General features: G+C 69.3%; 18 protein-coding genes. 15 read left to right on the top strand and 3 right to left on the bottom strand.

What is annotated here, in order from left to right; all coding sequences use genetic code 11:
* Positions 1–34: 34 nt before the first annotated feature.
* A complete protein-coding gene (locus ACQPWU_RS57620) occupies positions 35–2353 on the bottom strand; it encodes an ATP-dependent Clp protease ATP-binding subunit (RefSeq protein WP_433435541.1) in 2319 nt (772 codons plus the stop codon).
* A 462-nt stretch (positions 2354–2815) separates the two neighbouring features.
* On the opposite strand from ACQPWU_RS57620, the gene ACQPWU_RS57615 reads away from it, so the two are divergent.
* The 3 genes from ACQPWU_RS57615 to ACQPWU_RS57605 all read left to right on the top strand — a co-directional run bounded on the left by ACQPWU_RS57615 (position 2816) and on the right by ACQPWU_RS57605 (position 4156).
* Positions 2816–3190 (top strand): hypothetical protein, encoded by a 375-nt coding sequence (locus tag ACQPWU_RS57615; protein WP_433435540.1) that lies wholly within the window; start codon positions 2816–2818, stop codon positions 3188–3190.
* Positions 3191–3359: 169 nt separating this feature from the next.
* The gene (locus ACQPWU_RS57610; protein WP_433435539.1) at positions 3360–3602 is read left to right on the top strand and encodes a hypothetical protein; all 243 of its coding nucleotides are present in this window, start codon (positions 3360–3362) and stop codon (positions 3600–3602) included.
* A 347-nt stretch (positions 3603–3949) separates the two neighbouring features.
* Positions 3950–4156 carry a cold-shock protein gene (locus tag ACQPWU_RS57605; RefSeq protein ID WP_433435538.1) on the top strand — a complete coding sequence of 69 codons (207 nt, stop codon included), beginning with the start codon at positions 3950–3952 and terminating at the stop codon, positions 4154–4156.
* Positions 4157–4430: 274 nt separating this feature from the next.
* Here the strand turns inward: ACQPWU_RS57605 and ACQPWU_RS57600 are convergent, their stop codons facing one another.
* A complete protein-coding gene (locus ACQPWU_RS57600) occupies positions 4431–5282 on the bottom strand; it encodes a helix-turn-helix domain-containing protein (RefSeq protein WP_433435537.1) in 852 nt (283 codons plus the stop codon).
* 101 nt (positions 5283–5383) lie between these two features.
* Here ACQPWU_RS57600 and ACQPWU_RS57595 point away from each other — a divergent pair, with 101 nt between their 5' ends.
* The 12 genes from ACQPWU_RS57595 (at position 5384) to ACQPWU_RS57540 (ending at position 20654) form a co-directional block, all read left to right on the top strand.
* Positions 5384–5938 (top strand): YceI family protein, encoded by a 555-nt coding sequence (locus ACQPWU_RS57595; protein ID WP_433435536.1) that lies wholly within the window; start codon positions 5384–5386, stop codon positions 5936–5938.
* Positions 5939–7013: 1075 nt separating this feature from the next.
* Entirely contained in the window at positions 7014–8240 is a 1227-nt protein-coding gene (locus tag ACQPWU_RS57590; RefSeq protein ID WP_433435535.1) for a cellulose binding domain-containing protein, read from the top strand.
* Between the two features lie 24 nt (positions 8241–8264).
* Positions 8265–8420: a hypothetical protein gene (locus tag ACQPWU_RS57585; protein WP_433435534.1), complete on the top strand. Its 156-nt coding sequence runs from the start codon at positions 8265–8267 to the stop codon at positions 8418–8420.
* 105 nt (positions 8421–8525) lie between these two features.
* Positions 8526–10208: an MDR family MFS transporter gene (locus ACQPWU_RS57580; protein WP_433435533.1), complete on the top strand. Its 1683-nt coding sequence runs from the start codon at positions 8526–8528 to the stop codon at positions 10206–10208.
* Positions 10205–10546: a hypothetical protein gene (locus ACQPWU_RS57575; protein ID WP_433435532.1), complete on the top strand. Its 342-nt coding sequence runs from the start codon at positions 10205–10207 to the stop codon at positions 10544–10546. Before ACQPWU_RS57580 ends, ACQPWU_RS57575 begins: the two co-directional genes overlap by 4 nt.
* Positions 10543–10779 carry an SPW repeat domain-containing protein gene (locus tag ACQPWU_RS57570; RefSeq protein ID WP_433435531.1) on the top strand — a complete coding sequence of 79 codons (237 nt, stop codon included), beginning with the start codon at positions 10543–10545 and terminating at the stop codon, positions 10777–10779. The genes ACQPWU_RS57575 and ACQPWU_RS57570 overlap by 4 nt, the downstream gene beginning before the upstream one ends.
* 117 nt (positions 10780–10896) lie before the next feature.
* Positions 10897–12273 carry a HAMP domain-containing sensor histidine kinase gene (locus ACQPWU_RS57565; protein WP_433435530.1) on the top strand — a complete coding sequence of 459 codons (1377 nt, stop codon included), beginning with the start codon at positions 10897–10899 and terminating at the stop codon, positions 12271–12273.
* Positions 12274–12712: 439 nt separating this feature from the next.
* Complete coding sequence (locus ACQPWU_RS57560) at positions 12713–13816, top strand: AfsR/SARP family transcriptional regulator (protein ID WP_433435529.1); 1104 nt, start codon at positions 12713–12715, stop codon at positions 13814–13816.
* Positions 13817–15713: 1897 nt separating this feature from the next.
* Positions 15714–15857 (top strand): hypothetical protein, encoded by a 144-nt coding sequence (locus ACQPWU_RS57555; RefSeq protein ID WP_433435528.1) that lies wholly within the window; start codon positions 15714–15716, stop codon positions 15855–15857.
* A gap of 24 nt (positions 15858–15881) precedes the next feature.
* The gene (locus tag ACQPWU_RS57550) at positions 15882–17264 is read left to right on the top strand and encodes an NAD(P)/FAD-dependent oxidoreductase (protein ID WP_433435527.1); all 1383 of its coding nucleotides are present in this window, start codon (positions 15882–15884) and stop codon (positions 17262–17264) included.
* 77 nt (positions 17265–17341) lie between these two features.
* The gene (locus tag ACQPWU_RS57545) at positions 17342–17677 is read left to right on the top strand and encodes a hypothetical protein (RefSeq protein ID WP_433435526.1); all 336 of its coding nucleotides are present in this window, start codon (positions 17342–17344) and stop codon (positions 17675–17677) included.
* Between the two features lie 88 nt (positions 17678–17765).
* Positions 17766–20654 carry an AfsR/SARP family transcriptional regulator gene (locus ACQPWU_RS57540; protein ID WP_433435525.1) on the top strand — a complete coding sequence of 963 codons (2889 nt, stop codon included), beginning with the start codon at positions 17766–17768 and terminating at the stop codon, positions 20652–20654.
* Between the two features lie 59 nt (positions 20655–20713).
* Here the strand turns inward: ACQPWU_RS57540 and ACQPWU_RS57535 are convergent, their stop codons facing one another.
* Positions 20714–21397 (bottom strand): sensor histidine kinase, encoded by a 684-nt coding sequence (locus ACQPWU_RS57535; RefSeq protein WP_433445553.1) that lies wholly within the window; start codon positions 21395–21397, stop codon positions 20714–20716.
* Positions 21398–21418: the final 21 nt, after the last annotated feature.

Raw genomic sequence — 21418 nt, 5'->3', positions numbered from 1 at the left:
GCATCGGCCGTAGGCAGCCCGCATCGGCCCGATCTCAAGCGGGCGCCGCCACGTCCTGACGCAGGTCGCGGGGCACGCTCTCGCCGGTGAAGACGAGCCTGAGGCCGTCAGCGGTGACCTTGACGACCTGGCCCGGCCGGAGTTCGCCGTACAGGATCTTCTCCGACAGCGAGTCCTCAAGCTCGCGCTGGATCGTACGGCGCAGCGGACGGGCGCCCATGACCGGGTCGTAACCCCGGTCGGCCAGCAACTGCTTGGCCTCAGGCGAAACCTCCAGCCCCATGTCGCGGTCCTTCAGCCGGGCATCGACCTGAGCCAGCATCAGATCCACGATCTTGATGATCTCGGCCGGCGTCAGCTGATGGAAGACCACGATGTCATCGACACGGTTGAGGAACTCCGGCCGGAAGTGCTGCTTGAGCTCCTCCTGCACCTTCGACTTCATCCGGTCGTAGTTGGAGTCGGCGTCATTCGACTTCGCGAACCCCACCCCGATGCCCTTGGAGATATCCCGCGTGCCCAGGTTGGTGGTCATGATGATGACCGTGTTCTTGAAGTCCACCACACGACCCTGAGCATCGGTCAGACGACCATCCTCCAGGATCTGCAGCAGCGAGTTGAAGATGTCCGGATGAGCCTTCTCGATCTCATCGAACAAGACCACCGAGAACGGCTTACGCCGCACCTTCTCCGTCAGCTGACCACCCTCCTCATACCCGACATAGCCGGGAGGCGAGCCGAACAGCCGCGAAACGGTGTGCTTCTCCATGAACTCCGACATGTCCAGGCTGATCAGAGCATCCTCATCACCGAAGAGGAACTCCGCCAGAGCCTTCGACAGCTCCGTCTTACCCACACCAGAAGGACCCGCGAAGATGAACGAACCACCAGGACGACGCGGGTCCTTCAGACCAGCACGCGTACGCCGGATCGACCGCGACAGACCCTTGATCGCATCATCCTGACCGATGATCCGCTTGTGCAGCTCATCCTCCATACGGAGCAGACGCTGCGACTCCTCCTCGGTCAACTTGAAGACCGGGATGCCAGTGGCGGTCGCCAGAACCTCGGCGATCAGCTCCTCGGTGACGACGTCCTCGGTGTACGGGCCGGCCGAAGCGGTCATCCTGTGAATACGCAGCCGTGCCCCTGCCTCGTCGATGAGGTCGATCGCCTTGTCGGGAAGGTAGCGGTCGCTGATGTAGCGGTCGGCCAGCTGCGCGGCGGCCACCAGCGCGTCGTCGGTGATGGACACGCGGTGGTGCGCCTCGTAGCGGTCGCGCAGACCCTTGAGGATCTCGATCGTGTGGCTGAGCGAGGGCTCGGCCACCTGGATCGGCTGGAAGCGGCGCTCCAGCGCGGCGTCCTTCTCGAGGTACTTGCGGTATTCGTCGAGCGTGGTCGCGCCGATCGTCTGAAGCTCGCCACGCGCCAGCATCGGCTTGAGAATGCTGGCCGCGTCGATCGCGCCCTCAGCCGCGCCCGCGCCCACGAGCGTGTGCAGCTCGTCGATGAACAGGATGATGTCGCCACGCGTACGGATCTCCTTGAGCACCTTCTTCAGACGCTCTTCGAAATCACCGCGGTAACGGGAACCGGCGACCAGAGCACCGAGGTCAAGCGTGTACAGCTGCTTGTCCTTCAGCGTCTCGGGCACCTCACCCCTGACGATCTTCTGCGACAGCCCCTCGACGACGGCGGTCTTGCCGACACCGGGCTCGCCGATCAGAACCGGGTTGTTCTTGGTCCTCCGCGAGAGGACCTGCATGACCCGCTCGATCTCCTTCTCACGGCCGATCACCGGATCCAGCTTGCCCTCACGGGCCGCCTGGGTCAGGTTGCGGCCGAACTGCTCGAGCATCCCGGAGATCGGCCGGGCCGACTCCTTGAATACGCTCGCCGCCGGCTCGTCGTCGCCGCGGCCGGAGAGCGCCTGGAGGACCCAGTCCCGGACGCGTCCGGGATCGGCCTCAAGCTTGACCAGCACTTGCGTGGCCACACCTTCACCCTCACGGATGAGCCCGAGCAGGATGTGCTCAGTGCCGATGTATTCGTGACCCAGCTGCAAAGCCTCACGGGCCGCCAGCTCGAGGACCTTCTTGGCCCGCGAAGTGAACGGGATGTGCCCCGACTCGGCCGGTTGACCATGACCGATGATCTCCTCGACCTGCTGGCGCACGCCCACAAGGCTGACGCCCAAGCTCTCCAGAGCCTTGGCGGCCACGCCCTCACCTTCATGGATCAAACCAAGAAGAATGTGCTCAGTACCGATGAAATTGTGATTGAGCATCCTGGCCTCTTCCTGCGCCAGGATGACGACACGCCTCGCTTGGTCGGTGAACTTCTCGAACATCTCAAGCCTCCTGGCGGAGCGGAATGTGCCGGATGACCGCGACCAGATAGGCGATGATCCACATCTGGGCACCGTCAGGAGCTCCTGGGGCGTGGCCGTCGTCAGCCACTGTCAGCGGGGTGCATCGGCTCGGCTCTGAGCCGTACTCGATCAGCGGGTGTTCGGTGCCGGCCGTCGGCCATGATGGCCCCCAGGTAGACCCCACGCGTTCCACGGAACGGGCGGTGTGATCACCGCGCGACATCGTCCGGCGTACTTAGTCGGCGACTGCTGGCCTTCGCGTGGGTCTGCGTGTGCGACCTCGTCGGGCTCCGGCGGATATCCGGACCTGATTACCACCTTAGTACTTATTGTGGTAATTACCCTGGATTCAGCCACCAGCCGAACGAGCCGACCCGGAGAAGGCGCCATCGGCGATCGCCGGGACGCCCGGAGGCCACATCTCGCTCTCGCTACCCCCCCGTGGCGTTCCTGGCGGGCGTCGACCCCGATCTCGTCGCGGCGAGGCCCGTGCGGTGCTTGTTCCGGATCGCCGTCCGCATGGCGGCATGCGACGTCACCGGCGACAGAGGGCTACTCGTGGCAGGGATGCGCCGCATTCGGGTCACCGCGACAGCCCGGCCCGCACCTCGTGACCGCCGATCGGCCGAGGTGAGCAGGCGGCCGGCTATGTGCACCGAATGGGGCGGCGAGGGGTTGTGGCCGTTGCCGGCGTGTGAGTTCACCCATGCCGAACTGCCGCTGCTACGGCACGTCGTGGGGGTGCAGGCCGCACAACGCCGAAGCATGACCGTGATCATTTCAGCGGCGACCACACAGCGTTACAATATCAATTGACGAAAGAAGGTTTTGCCGAAAAAAATCCGCACGACGACTCGATCGGGTCAGCTCATTTTCCCGTAAGAGAGACGTTGACGTCATGCGTACGCCCTTCTCGACCGCGTTCCGGAGGAGGCGTGGGAGCTGATCGTGACCGAGTTGCCGGAGATTCCTGCGGAGGAGCTTAATGGCGGACGTAGACGTATGGATGTATGTGCTGTCGAGTGTGGAAGGCAACGAACAGCGGGTCACGGTCCACCTGCGCGGAGGTCAGTCGCTCAAGGGGGCTGTCGTCGAACTGGATCGTTCCCGCAACACCGTTGTGCTCGATGAGTACGCGCATGGATCCGCTTCGACACGACACGAATCACCCGTGCACACGATCCTGTTGACAGCGATCCAAGCGGTCACGATCCACAAGGAGGAGTAGGCGGGCGACCTCGACGGAGCCCGGCGACTCGCCGAGCGGCTCGGATGGCTGGACTCCTCCGCCCCTCATGAGGCCAGGCACGCAGTGGTGGGCGGTAGGCGAACGGTGCAGCCGGAGGGGCGGCTTCCCGCCGCCCCTCCTCCACGGCCGGACGGCTCTCCCGGAGGGTGTGCTAGACTGAAGGTGTTGCAGTTGTGGTACCCATAGACTTTGTGCGCGCCCGACAGAATGTAATGTTGGGCGCGTTTTGTTTTTGCCGGTCATTTCCGGATGGGCTCATTGCGACGACACGGGACTCCGCACGGTGCGGATTCCGTTTGGTCTGCACATATCTGAAGGAGATCGACATGGCAACCGGAACCGTGAAGTGGTTCAACTCTGAAAAGGGCTTCGGCTTCATCGCGCAGGACGGCGGCGGCGCCGACGTCTTCGCGCACTACTCCAACATCGTGTCCACCGGCGGCTACCGCGAGCTGACCGAGGGACAGAAGGTGTCCTTCGACGTCGTCCAGGGCCAGAAGGGCCCGCAGGCGGAGAACATCGTTCCCGCCTGACCCGACTGACGCGCGCGTCATACGTCCGGGCCTGCTCCACACCTGTGGGGCAGGCCCGAACCATTTCTCCAGCCCGTCGGTGCGCCGTTTCATGCCCGTCGGCGCCGGCCTGTTTGCGCGGCCTGGTCATGCCCCGGTTCATCCGCAGATCGCCGCATTGTGCAGGTGGTTCGGCGGTGCGACCCCGGCCTTTGCCGTGATGACCAGGTCGTCTGGATAGGGGGACAGGCCGACCCCGGGAACGGCCGAACCCCCGGCAGGCGAACGTCCGCAGTCAGCCGTTGACGACGCGGAGCGTGCCGAGGTGACGGCCGGCCAGGCGATCGAGCGCGGCAGACGACGCCTCGTCCGCCGGAAGGTAGGCGATCAGGCGCAGGTCGTCGGCGAGCTCGAGGGCCTCGTACGCGAGGCGCAGTTCCCCGGCCTCCGGATGCGCCAAGCGCTGGACACCGGCCCGCTCGGGGATGCCCGGCGTCGTGAGCCGCTCGGTGAAGGGTCTGCCGGCCGTGACGGTGAGCTCGTCGGCGAGGGCCGCCACGTGCGGGTCGGCGAGACCCGCCGCGCACTTGAGGATGGCGACCTGCTGGGTCGCGACGGTGTTCCAGTCGGGGTAGACGTCGCGGGCACGCGGGTCGGTGAACACGAACCGCACGAAGGTGGGCTCGGCCGCGTCCAGGAGGCCGGTGGGCCGGGCCAGGCGCTCGAAGCCCGTGGTGTACGCGAGCACCTGCGTCATCCGGTTGATCAGCACCGCCGGGGCGGGTTCCAGCTTGTCGAGCAGCGCCCGTACGGTCGGCCGGATGGAAACGACCGGCGGCTGCGCCGAAGGGCAGACGAAGGGGCTGCCGCCTTCGGTCGCCTTCGCCAAGAGCCTGAGGTGGAAACGCTCGTCGGTGGACATCCGCAGCGCGTCGGCGAGCGCGCCGAGCACCTGCGGGGACGGATGCCGGTCGCGGCCCTGCTCCAGCCGTGCGAGGTACTCCACGCTGATCCCCGCGAGCGTGGCCAGCTCGGTACGGCGCAGCCCGGGGGTCCGCCGCCGGACCCCGGCGGGAAGCCCCACCTTGGCGGGACTGATGGCCTCCCGGCGGCTCCGCAGGAACGCGCCCAGCTCGTTGTCGCTCACACCCGCAACCTACCGATTCCCGGCGCGCTCATCGTCGCCCTGTCAGGGCCAGCCTCAGCCCGGCCTCCCTATGCGCCGCCGCCCGGGCCAGGTTGGGGGGCATGACTTCCAAGACCACCACGACGACGCCGACCGCTCTGCCGCTCCTCGCCGGCCACTGGACCCTCGACCCGTTCCACTCGGCGGTCGGCTTCACGATCCGCCACCTCGGCATCTCGAAGGTGCGCGGCCAGTTCGGGCGCTTCGAGGCGGACCTCATCGTCAGCGACACCCTCGACAGCTGCGCGGTCACCGCCACCGTCGCGCTCGACTCGATCGACACCGGCAACGCCGACCGCGACGCCCACGTCAGCGGCCCCGACATGCTCGACGTCGCCAACCGCCCGGCCATGGCGTTCCGCTCCACCAGGATCGAAGGCGACGGCAACGACTGGACCATGGAGGGCGACCTCACCATCGGCGAGGTGACCCGGTCCGTCATCTTCGACGTCGAGTTCGGCGGGGTCGAGGACTCCATCGTCGACGGACGCCGGCATGCCGGTTTCGAGGCGAAGGGCGAGATCCGCCGGAGCGACTTCGGTCTCGGCTTCGCCCCCGCCATCCTCAGTGACTCCATCAAGATCCAGCTCGACATGCAGTTCATCGAGCCCCAGTAACACACAGGGGTCGGGTCGGGGCCGCCGGCGGCGATCCGGGCATAGAGATCCTTGTCCCGCGCCACCAGGTGGCGTTGCCGCGGCGGCAGCCGGCTGATCGGACGGTGTCACGCTTGCTGTCGCGTGCTCGCTGGCCGGTGGTCTCCGTGACACCGGCCACGCGGCTGCGCCGGCACCGCGACGCCGTGCCGCACGCCGGCTCCGTGGAGGCGCTCAGCATCGACAGGCTGGACGTCGGCCCGCAGATCGACGGCGGCCCCGCCGAAATGCCGCTCCCGCCAGGGCTAACTGGCCGAGGGCGCCGGGGTCGTCCCGCGGCCAGAGGCCTGGGGGAATACGGTCAAGGGCCCTGACCGGCTACGGCGACCCAGCTGAGTACCGTGAATGGAGTGCGGCACGACGGATGGTGTACGCGGCCCGCAGTGATCCGATAAGGAGCGCTCTGAGCGTCCCCGGCCGACCCTAACGGCACCTGCACGATACCGACGTCCTGCTCGATGCGGGCCAGCCTGCCGTCGCAGGGCCCCCCGATGCAGATGGCGTTCGGTCTTGGTTTCATGCCGGAACGAGTCCTCGTGTGTGTGCCTCGATTCCCCTCACAGGACGACCCTCCGGAACCTTGGCCAGTCTCAACGAGACTATCCGGCAGCGCTTCGGTGCCCGGCGTCGGCCCACTCTTACGTCGAGCCGTCAGGCACGGAGCGGGGCACGGAGGTCCGCGTCGCCGCACACGTATACGTGGGCTCCGTCCTGCAGCCAGCCCAGAGTCGGGCGCCGTGCTCGCGCAGGCGGTCCTGAACGTAGACCTTGGCGCGGTGCCACAGTCGCAGCCGACGGTGACGCGCCATTGGGGGCGAACTACCGGCCCGGCATTTCAGCGAGTCGATGAAAGTTACAGGCCTTTCGGCGTGTTTGCCCAGCTCGCGAGCACCTGTACTTGACCGGGCCTTCGCTCCGCGGAAAGAGTCGTTTCGAGCCTTTCTGCGTTGGGAGTCCGATGAGTCACGCTCGTCGCTGGTTACTTGCCGTTGTGCTTCCCGGTTTCCTGGTCGCGTTCTGCGCCTTGGTGCCCTTGATGCAACAGTCCGCCGGCGCGGCCAGTGACCCGCCCGGCCCCGTGACGGGCAACGCCACCTACTTCGACGGACTCGGCATGCCGTACGGCGGCTGCGGAGTGCCCCAGGCGAACCTCGACTCACAGGATTTCGTCGCGCTCAACGTCTACAACACGCCCGGCGATTACACCTTCTACCCGCGGCCGCTGACGGGGGCCGATCTCAGCAAGGCCGGGTTGTGGAACAACGGCCTGAACTGCGGCCGCTACGTGCAGGTCGAGATCGGCGATCTCTGTACGGGCACCAACGACGGCGCGCAGAACCAGCCGTTCTGCCGCGGCGGTTCCTGGGTCTCCGACACCTACAACGGCGCGAAGCTGACCATGCTCGTCGCCGACAGTTGCGGCGACTCCAACGGCTGGTGCCGGGATGACCCCTACCATCTGGACCTGGCCAAGGACTCGCTCAACCGGTTCGTGAAGAACGGTGCCGCGGTCGCGGACATGTATCCCAACCATTGGAACAACCGGCACGTCACCTGGTCGTTCGTCCCCGCGCCCAACTACAGCGGCGATATCAACATCGGGTTCCTGCAGTCCGCCCAGGTCTGGTGGCCGGCCATCTCCGTCTCGCACCTGGCCAACGGCATCCACAGCGTCGAGTACTTCTCCAACGGAGCGTGGCAGACGGCCCAGATGAACGGTGACATGGGCCAGTCCTACGTCATCGGCGGGACCACGTCGGGCGGCAACCAGTTCCAGATCCGGGTGCGAGACGTCACAGACACGCTGATCAACGGCGGGCGCGTGTACAGCTTCACGCTTCCGTCGGCCTGCAACCCGCAGTGCGGTACGCCGTACACCAAGGTCAGCTACACCACCTCAGAGGGCTCGACCTCCACACCCACGGCGACCCCCACCGTCACGCCCACGCCCACGGGCGGCACCGGTGTCTCCTGCGGCGTGAACTACCAGGTCGCCAACGCCTGGCAGGGCGGCTTTTCGACCAATGTCACCGTGCGGAACACGGGCACCACGACCTGGAACAACTGGACGATCACGTGGACCGCGCCGTCCGGCGTGACCCTGGTCAACGCCTGGAGCTCCACCATCACGCCGTCGGGCACCACATGGACGATCAAGGCACCGAGCTGGGCCACGAGCCTCGCACCGGGCGCGTCGGCCACCTTCGGCTTCCAGGCCAACGGCCCGTCCACGCCCGGCCCGGCCAACATCACCTGTACCTAGGCCGGACGCGGCCTGACCAGGAGGATGGCGTTCGACCTCGGACTGCCGACGACCGGCCACCATTCCCTGCTCGACCACCTCCCCACCCCGCTCACCCCCGTCCCGACGGCCGCGGGCCTCCACCTGAGCGCCCTCCAGCCAGGCCCCCGCGCACTCATCGCGGCCCTCGTCAGCGGGTGAAGGCGAAGGCGATCGGAGCATCAATATGTGAGTTCTCCATACATCGCGCCGCATCTCTCCGTAAGGTCTTCGTCACCGTAAGTATCGGCGAGGGGGAGGGGCTCGGTGAGCTTAACCAAGGGGCAGGTCCGTCTGGTGATGACGGGCCTGGTGCTCGCCATGCTGCTCGCGGCGTTGGATCAGATGATCGTGGCCACTGCGCTGCCGCGGATCGTCGGCGAGCTGGGCGGCATCGATCACCTCTCCTGGGTGGTCACCGCCTACCTGCTGGCATCCACGGCGGGCACCCCGCTGTACGGCAAGCTCTCCGATCTCTATGGCCGCAAGCGGGTCTTCCAGAGCGCGATCATCATCTTCCTGATCGGCTCGGTGCTCTGCGGCGTCGCGCAGGACATGCCCCAACTGATCGCCTTTCGCGGGCTGCAGGGCCTGGGCGGCGGCGGGCTGATGGCGCTTGCCATGGCGGTGATCGCGGACGTGGTGCCGCCCCGGGAGATCGGCCGTTACCAGGGCATGTTCGGTGGCGTCTTCGGCCTTGCCAGCGTCGCCGGACCGTTGGTGGGTGGATTCTTCACCGACCACGCGAGCTGGCGCTGGATCTTCTGGATCAACCTGCCTTTGGGCGTCGTCGCCATGGCGGTCATCGCCATCGCGCTGCGCGTGCCGGTCCGGCGGCTACAGCACCGCATCGACTACCTCGGTGCGGCACTGCTGGTCGCGGCGGTCTGCTGCGTGCTCCTCATAACCGTATGGGGAGGTCAGACCTACGACTGGAACTCGCCGCAGATCGCGGGCCTCGCGGTGGCCGGCCTGGTGCTGACCACCGCGTTCGTGGTCTGGGAGCACAGGGCGTCGGAGCCGATCCTGCCGCCGCGGCTGATGGCCGACCCGGTGGTCGCCGTCTCCTCCGGCCTGGCCCTGCTGAGCGGCGTGGCGATGTTCGGCGCCGTCGTCTACCTGCCGGGCTACCTGCAGATCGTCAAGGGCCAGAGCGCCACGCAATCCGGCCTCGCGCTGGTCCCGCTGACCATCGGCATCATCGTCTCTTCCGCCCTCTCGGGCCAGCTCGTATCCCGCACCGGACGCTACAAGGTTCATCCGATCGCGGGCGCCGTGGTGCTGGCGGCCGGGCTCTGGCTGCTGAGCCGGGTCGAGGCCGACACCTCCATGCCGGTTCTCCTGTCCTTCACAGTGGTGGTCGGGCTGGGAATGGGCCTGTTCATCCAGGTCCCCCTGATCGCCACCCAGAACGCCGTACGGCCAGGCGACATCGGCGTCGCCTCCAGCGTGATCGCCTTCTTCCGCACGCTGGGCGGGGCGATGGGCACCGCGTTGTTCGGCACCGTGCAGGCGCGCTCGCTGGAAGACGCGGGGGTGCGTACCGTGCCCGCGGATCCCGCGGTGCTGGAGCGGATCCCGCTCGCGGAGTTGCACCGGTTGCTGGAGGCGTTCACTGACGGCGTGCAGGCGGTCTACCTGTGGGCCGTGCCGTTCGCCGTGGCCAGCCTGCTGCTGGCGCTCGTGCTGCGCGAGGTCCCGCTGCGCGGCGCCGCCGAACCACCGCTGCCGCCACTCGTCCTGGCGCTGGCCGGGGTGGCGCTCACCTGGCTGGCCGAGCGCATCGAGCACGACGCCTCGCCCCGGCTCGTCTCCGCCGCCTCCGCGCTGGTCCCGGCGGAGCAGACGGGCGACGAGACCGCGCGGGCGAGGAGCGCCGCGCGTCAGGTGCTGCGACCGCTGGCCGGGCGGTTGCTGCTGGCCGCCATCCAGTCGAAGGGAAATCCATGATCCGTTACCTTGCCGGACTCGTCACCTCGGCAGCCGCCCTGGTCGCCGGAGGGTGGTTACTGCTGGCCCCCTTCGCGCTGGGCCACGAGGGTGATCCGCGTACCATCGACCTCGCGACCGGAGCAGGCGTCTGCGTGATCGCGATGGTCACGGCGATGTCCTGGGCCACCGCTTGGCGCGCCCGGCTGCGCGCCGACGGGGTGCTGGCCCAGCGCCGCCCGGCCCTCGCTCCCGAGCAGCCGGCCGTGCCCTCGGTCGAGGAGCTCCACGCCCTGCTCAAACCCTTGGTCGCCGCGCTCGCCGCCGACCAGGCCGACCGAGGGGAGATGCGGGCATGAGGAAGCTCGGCAAGATCGGCTTGGCGCTCATCTTCCTGGCCGGCGTCTGGTTGGTCGCCGCCCCCTTCGTCACCGGGCAGCAGCCGATGCGCGAGCCGTGGACGGCTGCCACCAGGGACGACGTGATCGTCGGTGCGGTGCTGGCCGTCCTGGGCCTCGCCGGCTTCTTCACCGCCCTGGCCGGACAGGTCGCCGATCTCTACCGGAGATCACCCAGTCGCCATCAGCCCTGAGACGCCATCGGCGCTGGGCTCGGCGCCGTCAAGGCCCGGCGGGTGCGGGGCGGCTTCTTGTCCGAGACTTTCCTTTGGCGTTGTCTCCACCGAGGCGGGTTTCGTTACCGTAAAGGTGTGGGCATCTGGTTGCAGAGATTCCGCCCACGGTCGATTCGCGGGCGGCTCACGATGCTGAGCATCGTGTGCACGCTGCTGATCCTCATCCCCGTGGCCGTGGCGATGAGCTTGATGATCTCGCAAGTGATCGCCAATGTCATGTGGAACGGCACCGAGCAGCAGGCCATCCTGGTGGCGGCAATTGTCCGTAAGGGCAGCCTGCCTCGCGTGATCAAACCATCGGTGCCGGGCGTCGATCTGATCCAGGTCGTGGCCCCGGGCGGGCGAGTGCTCGCCGCGTCCCCCGCTGCCGGGAACAGACAGCCGATCGTAAGGGTCTGGCCCGCGCCCGGAGACACGATGCAGGATTCGCAGACCTGCGCCAACATCGAGCCGGGCTGCCTTCGTTTCAGCGCGCTACGGGTGGGCTCCGGAGCCCAATCCCCGGTGGTCTACGCCGGTGATCGCACGACCACGATGATGTCCACCACCTTCGACAATGCCATCGTGGCCGCGCAGGCGGCCCTGCTCACCGCTGCCGTCGGCTGGATCACCTGGCACGTCACAGGTCGCATCCTGCGCCCCGTGGAGTCCATCACGTCAGAGCTCGCCACGACGACCTTCAACGACCTGAGCCGCCGCATCCCCCAACAGGCCGGAGACGACGAGATCGCCAGGTTGGTCCGCACGCTCAACCAGACCCTGCACCGGCTGGAACGGGCCACGCACCGCCAACGAGGGTTCGTCGCCGACGCCTCCCACGAACTACGCACCCCGCTGGCCGGACTGCGCGTCAAACTTGAAGAGGCTCGGATACACCCACACGACTTCGACGCGGAGGAACTGCTCGACGACACCCTCCGCGACGTCGACCGCCTGCAGGCCATCATGGCCGATCTTCTCCTGCTCGCCGGTCTCGAATCCAGCGCGGCGACCGTACGCGAGAGGGTGGACCTCGCGGACCTCACCCGTGCCGAGTTGAACCGTCGCGCCGACCGCCTCCCGGTCCGGGTTGTTTTGCAGGACGGCGTCACCGTGGACGGCGCGCCTGCACAGCTCGCCCGGTTGCTGACCAACCTCCTGGACAACGCGCAACGCCACGCCCGTGACCGGGTCGAGGTAGCGGTGAGGCGCGACAACGGCCAGGCGCTCCTGGCCGTCTCCGACGACGGCCCCGGAATTCCCGAGAGCGACCGCGAACGGATCTTCGAACGCTTCACCCGGCTGGACACGGCCCGCAGCCGTCACCTGGGCGGCACCGGTCTGGGCCTGGCGATCGCCAACGACATCGCACACGGCCATTCGGGAACCATCACCGTCAACGACTCCGCCCACGGCGGCGCCTGCTTCGAAGTACGCATCCCCCTCTCGCCCAGTTCATCAGCCACCCCCTAACCGGGAGGCAGAAACGGCTGAGGGCGCGCGGAGCCTTCCACTCTTGACGCACATCCACGGCGCTGAGCATGCCCGAACGCTTCCGTTTCGCAGGATCGAAGGATGATGGGTCAAGAAGCCGGGGGAGTCCCGGCGAATGGCTGGCGGAAATGAATTTCCGCTCCGCTGCGGCGTGTAGGCATCGTGTTGGTGCAGGTCATTCCGCTCCTGCTGGTTGTCGCGTTCGTCCTCACCTGGGCGCCGTACACACCTGTGTGACATTTGACGAGGCCGAAGCGGCCGGGATATCCGAAAGGCCTGGACAAAGGTGAGGTCTGGCAGCGCAGCTCTTGCCCCGAGTGGCGTTGAACCCGAACCAGACCCTACGCGCGAATTTCGACGCGCCATGGGATGATCCGGATATTAACGCAGCGCGTTAAGTACGGCGGGAGGTCTGCTGGTGAGCGTGGCCGAGGGCGTGAGGTTCGGCGTTCTGGGGCCGCTCCGGGCCGAGGTCGGCGGTCACATGGCAGGGCTCGGCGGCCCCCGTCAGCGGGCCGTGTTGGCGCTGCTGCTGATCGCGCGGGGCAGGAGCGTCTCGGCGGAGCGGATCCTCTCCGAACTGTGGGAGGGCTCGCGGCTTCCCTCTCTGACGACACTCCATGGGTACGTCGCCGATCTGCGCAGGACGCTGGAGCCAGAAAGAGCACGCGGGGCCCCGGCCCGGCTGCTGGTGCGCGAGGGACCCGGATACGCCCTTCGGGCAGTACCCGCCGCGGTCGACGCCGAGCGCTTCACCGATCTGGCCGCTCGTGGCCGGCGGGCGTTGGAGGGCGGCGAACCGCAACTCGCCGCGGACCTGCTCGGACAGGCGCTCGAGCTGTGGCGAGGCCCGGCCTATGCCGACTTCGGCGGAGCCGCCTTCACGGTGCCCGACGCGACCCGGCTGGAGGATCTGCGGGCCACGGTCCGCGAGGACCGGCTCGCCGCCGTCATCGAGTCGGGGCAGCACGCCGCTGCCGTGGGCGAGCTGGAGGCGCTGATCGCCGAGCAGCCGCTGCGGGAGCGCGGCTGGGAGTTACTGGTCCTCGCCTTATACCGGTCGGGGCGGCAGGCCGACGCGCTCGCCGCGCTTCGAGCGGTACGCAGAAGGCTGGCCGACGAGCTGGGCATCGACCCGGGACGCGGCCTGCGCGACCTGGAGGCGGCCGTGCTGGCCCAGGACCCGCGGCTGGCCCCGGCGCCGGCTGAGCCCAGCCGCATGTCCCACCCTCCGGCCGCGGCTCCGGCACCGCCCTCGGGCAATCTGCCGTTCCGCGCTGTCCAGCTTCGTCGGCCGGGGCGGCGACCTCGCGGCCGTCGCATCTCTGCTGGACGGGCAGCGGCTGGTCACGCTCACCGGCCCGGGCGGGGTCGGCAAGACCCGCCTGGCCTTGAAGGTCGCACGCGCCCGTACCGACGCCGACGGGCCCTGGCTCGTGGAGATGGCAGGTCTGCACACGCCCGAACTGCTCACCGCGACCGTGGCCGCCGCCCTGGGGCTGCCCACCGCGGCGTCCCCTGATCAGCTGGCCGCGATGATCGCCGACCGTGACATGCTGATCGTCCTGGACAACTGCGAGCATCTGCTGGCCCCCGCCGCCATGCTGGTCCACACCCTGCTGACCCGCTGCGGCACTGTGCGGATGCTGTGCACCAGCCGCGAACCCCTGGGCATCTCGGGTGAAACGGCCTACGAAGTACCGCCCTTGGACGCCGCCACAGAGGCCGCGGACCTGTTCCTGCGCCGTGCGGCAGCCGTCTCTCCTGGCTGGGCGGCCGAGCCGGACGCCAGGGAAAGGATCGCCGCCCTGTGCGCGCGGCTGGACGGCATCCCGTTGGCCATCGAACTCGCCGCCGCACAGTGCCGGGCGCTGTCCGTCGCCCAGATCGCCGACGCCGTAGAGGACCGCTTCACCCTGCTGGTGGACGGATCAGCCGGACGGCCGGACCGCCATCGCACTCTGCTGGACACGGTCGCCTGGAGCGATCAATTGCTGCAGCCGGCGGAACGCCGGCTCTTCCACCGGCTGGGCGTGTTCGAAGCCGGCTTCGACCTGGAGGCGGCCGCCGCGGTCGGAGGAGTCGATCCCGTCCTGGTGCCGCTGTCGGCGTTGGTCCGCAAGTCGCTGGTCACCGCCGAACCCGGCACGGCGCCACGCCGCTACCGGATGCTGGAGACCCTGCGCCAGTACGCCCTGGCCGCGCTCTCCCCGGACGAGATGGCCCAGGCACAGGAACGCCACCGCGCCTGGGCCCTGGCCCGGGCTGAGAACGCCGAACATCATCTCCGCGGCCCGCAGGGAGCGGCGTTGCTGAACGGGCTGAGCCGCGATCAGGCGGAGTTCCGGGCCGCGTTCGCCTCGTCGCTGGCAGCGGGTCACGGCGAGTACGCGCTACGGCTGAGCGGCGCGCTGTTCTGGTTCTGGTTCCGCATGGGGCATGTCGCGGAGGGCCTGGCCTGGTTGTCCGAGGCGTTCGCGGCGGCCCCGCGAGCAGGTGCGGATGTCCGGGCGCGTGCCCGGTACGCGGTCACGGGACTGCACTACCTGGCCGGACAGCCGCAACAGGCGTACCAGGCGGCCCGTTCGGCGATCGAGGAGGCTCGCCAGGCAGGGGACCCGGTGACGGAGGCGAGCGCGACTTCGTACGCCGCCTACCTGGGCCTGCTGGCCGGGGTGGCGCTCGACGCCGAGGCCCTCACCCGCGAGGCCGTCGAGATCGCCCGGCGCAGCACCCTGGACTGGCTGGAGGCCGAAACGCTCATGATCCACGGCATGGTCCTGCGGGTGCTGGGGGATCTGCCGGGCGCCGACAGGGTCTTTCAGGAGGCCATCGGCGCCGCTCGCGCCAGCGGCCACGACTGGGCCGCGGACGGGGCAGCCTGGTGCGACATGAAGACGGCCTCGGACCGTGGGGACGGCACTCGGGCACTGGCCATCGCGGCGGACATCCTGGCCGCGATGGACCGTTACGGAGACATCTCCTTCTGGCTGGTGACGGTACACAGCGCGGCCCGCGCCCTCGCGCTGACCGGGCAGGCCGAGCACGCGGCGGTGCTGATGGGGGTCGTGGAGGCCATCGGCAAGCGAGCCGGCGTCTCCCCGGAGCTGATGGACCCGTTGGACGGGCCGCGCGAGGCCGCCGCCGTACGCGGGGCACTTCCGCCGGAGGAGTACGAACGCCATGCGGCCCGCGGGCGCGCGATGTCCCGGCAGGATGCGAGCGCCCTGCTCACCTCGTTGATCGCTGGACGGTGATCCCCCTCCGCCGATGTCGGCGGGGGCGCTGATCGGGTCGCTTGGAAGCCTTGGAAGTCGCTGGGAAAGCCCGTTCCCAGCGGCCCCGAAGCAGGCCGGTCCACTCTCGTTGTCGTGAACGCTTCGCCGCCTGGTCCGGGCGGCCGGACAACGAGGTGAATCATGATCAAGCGAATGATCCGTACCGCATCGGCGGCGGGAATCGCGCTGGGAGTCCTGCTCGGCCTGGGCGCCACGGCGGCCCACGCCACCGACGGTGACCCCAGCCAATGGGCTGTGGCGGGCGATCCCTCCCAGTGGGGCTGATCCGGAGAGAGGGGTGAGGAAGCCATGACAAGCATCGGACACCCGCCCACCGGACACGCCGTCGTCGCGGGAGCGGGGATCGGCGGGCTCCTGGTGGCCCGGGTGCTCAGCGAGACGTTCGACCGGGTCACGGTGGTCGACCGTGACGCACTGCCCGCCCAGGGCGTCCCCCGGCGGGGCGTGCCGCAAGGGCATCACGCGCACGGGCTGTTGTCGCGGGGCTGCGAGATCCTCGAAGATCTGTTCCCCCGGCTGACTGCGGACCTGGTCGCCGCGGGCGCAAGCACGTGCGACATCCAGGACGACGTCCGCTGGTACAACGACGGCCGGCTGCTGCACCCCGCGCCTTCGCAGCTGCGCGGCCTGACGGTGAGCCGGCCGGAACTCGAACGGTATCTGCGGTCCCGGGTCGCGGATCTTCCCGGCGTGGTGATCCGCGAGCGCTGCGAGGTGGTCGAGCCGATCGCCGGCGGGGACGGCGCGGTCACCGGAGTACGTCTGCAGCGTCCGGGGCACCAGCCCGAGGACATGGCCGCCGATCTCGTGGTGAACGCCGTGGGCCGGGGGAACCGGGGCGCGGAGTGGCTGCGCCGGCTGGGATACGAGCCCGCACCGGAGGAACGTGTCGACTCCCGGCTGCAGTACGTTTCCCGTGAGTACCGGCGCCGGCCGGGCGACGCCGACTTCGTCGCCATGGTGGTGGGGCACAGCGCGTCCGTCCCGAGGGGCGGGGTCGCCCTCAGCGGGGAGGGAGACCGCTGGCTCGTCACCCTGTTCGGCATGGGCGACGACGTCCCACCCGTCGACCCGGACGGGTACCACGGGTTCGCCGCCCGGCTTCCGGTCCCGGATCTGCACCGCCTCCTGGAGCGCCTGGAACCGCTCGGGGAGCCGCGGCATATGCGCATCCCAGTGAGCATTCGGCGCCGCTACGAACAGCTGGGCCGTTTCCCCGAGGGTTATGCGGTGTTCGGCGACGCCCTGTGCCAGTTCAACCCCAGCTACGGGCAGGGCATGACGGTGGCCGCCTGCGAGGCCGTGGCCCTGCGTGAGTGCTTGGAGGACGGCCGACGCGACGGCCTGGGCCGCCGCTTCTTCGAGCGGGCCGCGCGGATCATCGACGTGCCCTGGGACCTGTCGGTCGGAGGTGATCTGCGGTTCCCGTCCGTCGAGGCTCCACGCCCTCTGCGCGTGAGGCTGCTCAACCGCTACATCACACGCCTCCACGTGGCCGCGGCGGTGGACCCGGTGGTCGGTCACGCATTCCTGAGCGTCGCCAACCTGCAGGCCCCTCCACAGCGCCTGTTGTCGCCCGGCGTCCTGGCCCGTGTGCTCCTGCCGCGTCCCGGCGGCGGCCCGGCCCACCCCCGGCTTCCGGCCCGGGAACAGATCCCGGCCGGTCAGTGACATCGCGCCTCAGCCTGGGGCGCCGACATCCGAAGAACCGATAACCGTCCCCAAGGGATGGAGAGAAAGGACACCTCATGTTGAGAAACATCACCGCAGGCATCGTGCTGGCGACCGCCGTGGCCGGTGGGCTGACGGCCATCGCGGCCCCGGCCTCGGCGGCGACGGCCGGCGCGGGCAACGCGGTCTGGGTCGAGGTCGGCGCCACCAGATCCTTCCTGGTCATGTGCCCTTCGTACGCCCCCACGATGCTGACCGATACGATCACCATCGCCGCCGGCACCGGGGTGTCGGTCTCGACCAGCCTGGACACGACTTCGGACGCGTTCAGCCGCGACAAGCTCACGGTGACGGCCACGAACGGAGGCGCCGTCCGCCGGTACGTCTCGGTCACGGCCACCTGCTCGAGCTGACCGTCCCCCGCTCCGCTCTCGCCCCTTCCTGGGCTGCGGCCCTTCGGTTACCCTCGCATGGGATCTTCACGAGTTGTGCGAGGGGCCGATGGGTGGCGTCGATCTCGATGCTGTGCGATTCGGGGTGCTCGGTCCCCTCCGGGCCGAGCTGGCGGGACGGACGGTCGGCCTGGGGGGTCTGCGACAGCGGGCGGTCCTGGCCGTTCTGCTGATCGCGAGGGGCAGGATGGTCTCCGCCGAGCGGATCACCTCCCAGGTGTGGGAAGGCTCCCCGCCCTCCTCACCGACGACCCTCCACGCGTACATCTCCCAGCTGCGCCGGGCCCTGGAGCCGGAACGCTCGCCCGGCGCTCCGCCCCGGCTACTGGTCCGTGAGGGGACGGGATACGCGCTGCGGACCGATCCGTCCGCAGTCGACGCCGAGCGCTTCGCCGACCTCGCCGTGGCGGGGCGGCGTGCCCTGGACGGCGGCAGACCAGGCCCTGCCGCGGAACTGCTCACCGAGGCGCTGGAGCTGTGGCGTGGTCCCGCCTACGCGGACTTCGACGGGGCCGGGTTCGCCTTCACAGAAGCGGCCCGGCTGGAGGACCTGCGTGCGGCCGCGTACGAGGACCGGCTGGCCGCCACCATCGACCTGGGCAGGCACGCTGCGGCGGTCGGCGAGCTGGAGGCCCTGGTGGCCGAGCAACCGCTGCGGGAACGCGGCTGGGAGCTGCTCGTCCTTGCCCTGTACCGGTCCGGGCGGCAGGGTGACGCGATCACGGCGCTGCGCACGGTGCGGCAACGGCTCGCCGACGAGCTGGGCATCGACCCAGGACTCGCGTTACGCGACCTGGAGTCCGCGGTGCTCGCCCAGGATCCCCGGCTCGACCCGCCGCCCGCCCGCTCCGCCGGAACCATCGGCGCCACTCCCGCCGCTACCAGGCCCCGCACCGCTCCCGTCGTGCCGGCCCAACGTTCGGCGGCGGCGCCCGTCGGCAACCTGCCGTTCGCACTGTCAAGCCTCGTCGGACGCACGGACGACATCGCCGCCGTGGACCGTCTGCTGGCCGAGTACCGGCTCGTCACCCTCACCGGCCCGGGCGGAGTGGGCAAGACACGCCTCGCGCTGGAGACGGCCAGAGGCCGGACCGACAGCGCCGACGGGCCCTGGCTGGTGGAACTGGCCGGCCTCACCTCACCCGAACTGCTGCCCGCGACGATCGGCGCCGCCGTCGGCATCCCAGGGGTGTCCTCCGCCGAAGACCTGGCGGCCGTGCTCGCCGGGCGGCGACTACTGCTGGTCCTCGACAACTGCGAACACCTGCTGGGCGAGGTGACCACCCTGACCGGTGTGCTGCTGAGCCGCTGCGGTGGCCTGCGGGTACTGTCCACCAGCCGCGAAGCGCTGGGCGTGGAGGGCGAGGCGGTCTACGAGGTACGCCCGCTCGACCCGGACGGGGATGGCACCGAACTCTTCCGGAAACGGGCCGCCGCGGTGCTGCCCGCGTGGTCCCCCGACCTGGACGACCTCGACCGGATCCCCGGGCTCTGCGCCGGTCTCGACGGCATTCCGCTCGCCATCGAACTGGCCGCTGCGCAATGCCGGATGCTCTCCATCGGCCAGATCGCCGACGCCTTGGAGAACCGCTTCGATGTACTGGTCGACGGCCCGCGCGACCTGCCCGCCCGGCATCGTGCGCTGGAGTCCGCCATCGCGTGGAGCCACCGGCTTCTCGAACCCGAGGAACGGCGGCTCTTCCACCGGCTGAGCGTGTTCGCCGCCGGATTCGACCTCGACGCCGCGGGCGCGGTCGGAGGCCAGACTCCCGTGCTGCCTCCCTTGTCGGCCCTGGTCCGCAAGTCGCTGGTCGGCGTCGAGCCCGGCACGGCGCCGCGCCGCTACCGGCTGCTGGAGACGCTGCGTCAGTACGCGCTGCGGGAACTCGACTCGGACGACCTCGCGCGGACCCAGCAACGGCACCGAGCCTGGGTACTGGCTCAGGCGGAGAGCGCCGAGCGCAGGCTCCACGGCCCCCAGGCGGCCGTGCTGCTGGGCCGGCTGACCCGGGAGCAGCCGGAGTTCCGCGCCGCCTTCGCCTCCGCGCTGGCCGCCGGGGACGGCGACTACGCGCTGCGCCTGGGCGGAGCGCTGTACTGGTTCTGGTATCGCATGGGCCACATCGCCGAAGGCCTGTCCTGGATGTCCAAGGCTTTCGCCGCGGCGCCGCACGCCGAGCCCGCGGTCCGGGCACGGGCCCGGCTCGCCGTCAGCGGGCTCAGCTATCTGGCCGGGCAGCCGGCGCAGGCGTACGAGGCCGTCGTGCTGGCGGAGCAGGAGGCACGGGAGGCCGGTGACCTGATGGCCGAGGCATCCGCACGGGTCTACCAGACGCACTTCGGCGTACTCGCCGGAATACCCGTTGACGCTCCGGCGCTCGCCCGCAGCGCGGTCGAACTCGCCCGGCGGGCCGGCGAGGACTGGCTGGTGGCCGAGGCGCTGATGGTGCAGGGCATGCTCGCCCGGGTTCTGGGAGATCTTCCGACCGCCGCCACGGTCCTGGCCGAAGCCGTCACGACCGCCGACTCCTGCGGCCACGACTGGGCGGCAGGCTCCTCCGCGTGGGCCGCCATGAAAACCGCGTGCGACCGTGGCGACGGTCGGCGTGCCCTGGAGGTCGCCGCCGGCATTCTGGACGCGCTCGACCGTCACCAGGACGTCACCTCCAGGCTTGTGCTGATCCACACCGCCGCCCACGCCCTCGTGCTGACCGGACAGGCCGAGCAGGCAGCCCTGCTGATGGGCGGCGTGGAGGCTGTCGGCCGCCGGGTGGGCTTTTCTCCCGAGTTGATGGACCCGCTGGACGGCCCTCGCGAGGCCGCTGCCGTACGCGAAGCCCTCCCGCAGGACAAGTACGAACGCCTGGTGGCCCGGGGACGCGAACTGTCCCTGGCGGAACTGACCACCCTCCTGGTCGGTCTCCTCAAGACCCGGTGACTGCGGAGCAGTCGCACCGTGACGGCGCCATCGAGTTTCCGGTCGAAGTGGATCACAAGCTAACTGAGGGGAAGGCGCAGGACGAGCCGAGCGCCTCGGGGGCTGTCCTCGATCTGCAGCGTGCCGCCGTGTGCCTCCGCGATCTGCCGCGCGATCGGCAGGCCCAGCCCGGTGCCTCCGGCGTGCCGGTCGCGTGCGGTGTCGAGCCGGGCGAAGCGCTGGAAGACCAGCTCACGCTTGCTCGGATCGATGCCCGGCCCGTCATCGATCACCTCCAGCACCGCGACGCCCTGGGGGAAGCGTTGCATGTCACGCTTGGGGCTGGGCGAGCGCCGTACGTGGACGGTGATGGTGCTGGCGGCGTGTCGCTCGGCATTGTCGAACAGGTTGGTGAGCAAGCGCGACAGCCGATATCGGTCGCCTTTCACCACCACACCGGGCTCGGGCGAGTATTCGTACCTCTTGTCCGTCTGAGGTCGCCTCTCGCATTCGGTGGTCACAAGTTCGGCCAGGTCGACCGGCTCGAACTCGACCGGCCCTCCTTTCTCCAGACGCGCGATGGCCAGCAGGTCGCCCACGATCGCCTCGAGCCGGTCCACGCTGCCCAGAACGGTCGTGCCCAGCGTGGGCACGCTCGTCTCCTCGGGCGCGTGCAGAGCGTCCTCGACCTCGGCCCGTATCGCGGCGATCGGGGTACGCAGTTCGTGGGAGGCGTCCGAGGTGAACTGGCGCTGCTGTTGCATCGCGGCCTGCAGGCGGGCCAG

The organism is Nonomuraea sp. CA-141351 (assembly GCF_050944675.1).
Classification (GTDB): domain Bacteria; phylum Actinomycetota; class Actinomycetes; order Streptosporangiales; family Streptosporangiaceae; genus Nonomuraea.
The sequence above is the reverse complement of the archived record's forward strand: the minus strand, read 5'-3'. Positions and strand labels throughout refer to the sequence as shown.

Coding starts and splice junctions, on each gene's coding strand:
- ACQPWU_RS57570 (WP_433435531.1), top strand. CDS start 10,543: ATGAGGAAGCTCGGCAAGATCGGCTTGGCGCTCATCTTCCTGGCCGGC.
- ACQPWU_RS57590 (WP_433435535.1), top strand. CDS start 7,014: ATGCAACAGTCCGCCGGCGCGGCCAGTGACCCGCCCGGCCCCGTGACG.
- ACQPWU_RS57550 (WP_433435527.1), top strand. CDS start 15,882: ATGACAAGCATCGGACACCCGCCCACCGGACACGCCGTCGTCGCGGGA.
- ACQPWU_RS57585 (WP_433435534.1), top strand. CDS start 8,265: ATGGCGTTCGACCTCGGACTGCCGACGACCGGCCACCATTCCCTGCTC.
- ACQPWU_RS57545 (WP_433435526.1), top strand. CDS start 17,342: ATGTTGAGAAACATCACCGCAGGCATCGTGCTGGCGACCGCCGTGGCC.
- ACQPWU_RS57610 (WP_433435539.1), top strand. CDS start 3,360: ATGGCGGACGTAGACGTATGGATGTATGTGCTGTCGAGTGTGGAAGGC.
- ACQPWU_RS57535 (WP_433445553.1), bottom strand. CDS start 21,397: ATGCAACAGCAGCGCCAGTTCACCTCGGACGCCTCCCACGAACTGCGT.
- ACQPWU_RS57620 (WP_433435541.1), bottom strand. CDS start 2,353: ATGTTCGAGAAGTTCACCGACCAAGCGAGGCGTGTCGTCATCCTGGCG.
- ACQPWU_RS57555 (WP_433435528.1), top strand. CDS start 15,714: ATGATCAAGCGAATGATCCGTACCGCATCGGCGGCGGGAATCGCGCTG.
- ACQPWU_RS57595 (WP_433435536.1), top strand. CDS start 5,384: ATGACTTCCAAGACCACCACGACGACGCCGACCGCTCTGCCGCTCCTC.
- ACQPWU_RS57605 (WP_433435538.1), top strand. CDS start 3,950: ATGGCAACCGGAACCGTGAAGTGGTTCAACTCTGAAAAGGGCTTCGGC.
- ACQPWU_RS57540 (WP_433435525.1), top strand. CDS start 17,766: ATGGGTGGCGTCGATCTCGATGCTGTGCGATTCGGGGTGCTCGGTCCC.
- ACQPWU_RS57575 (WP_433435532.1), top strand. CDS start 10,205: ATGATCCGTTACCTTGCCGGACTCGTCACCTCGGCAGCCGCCCTGGTC.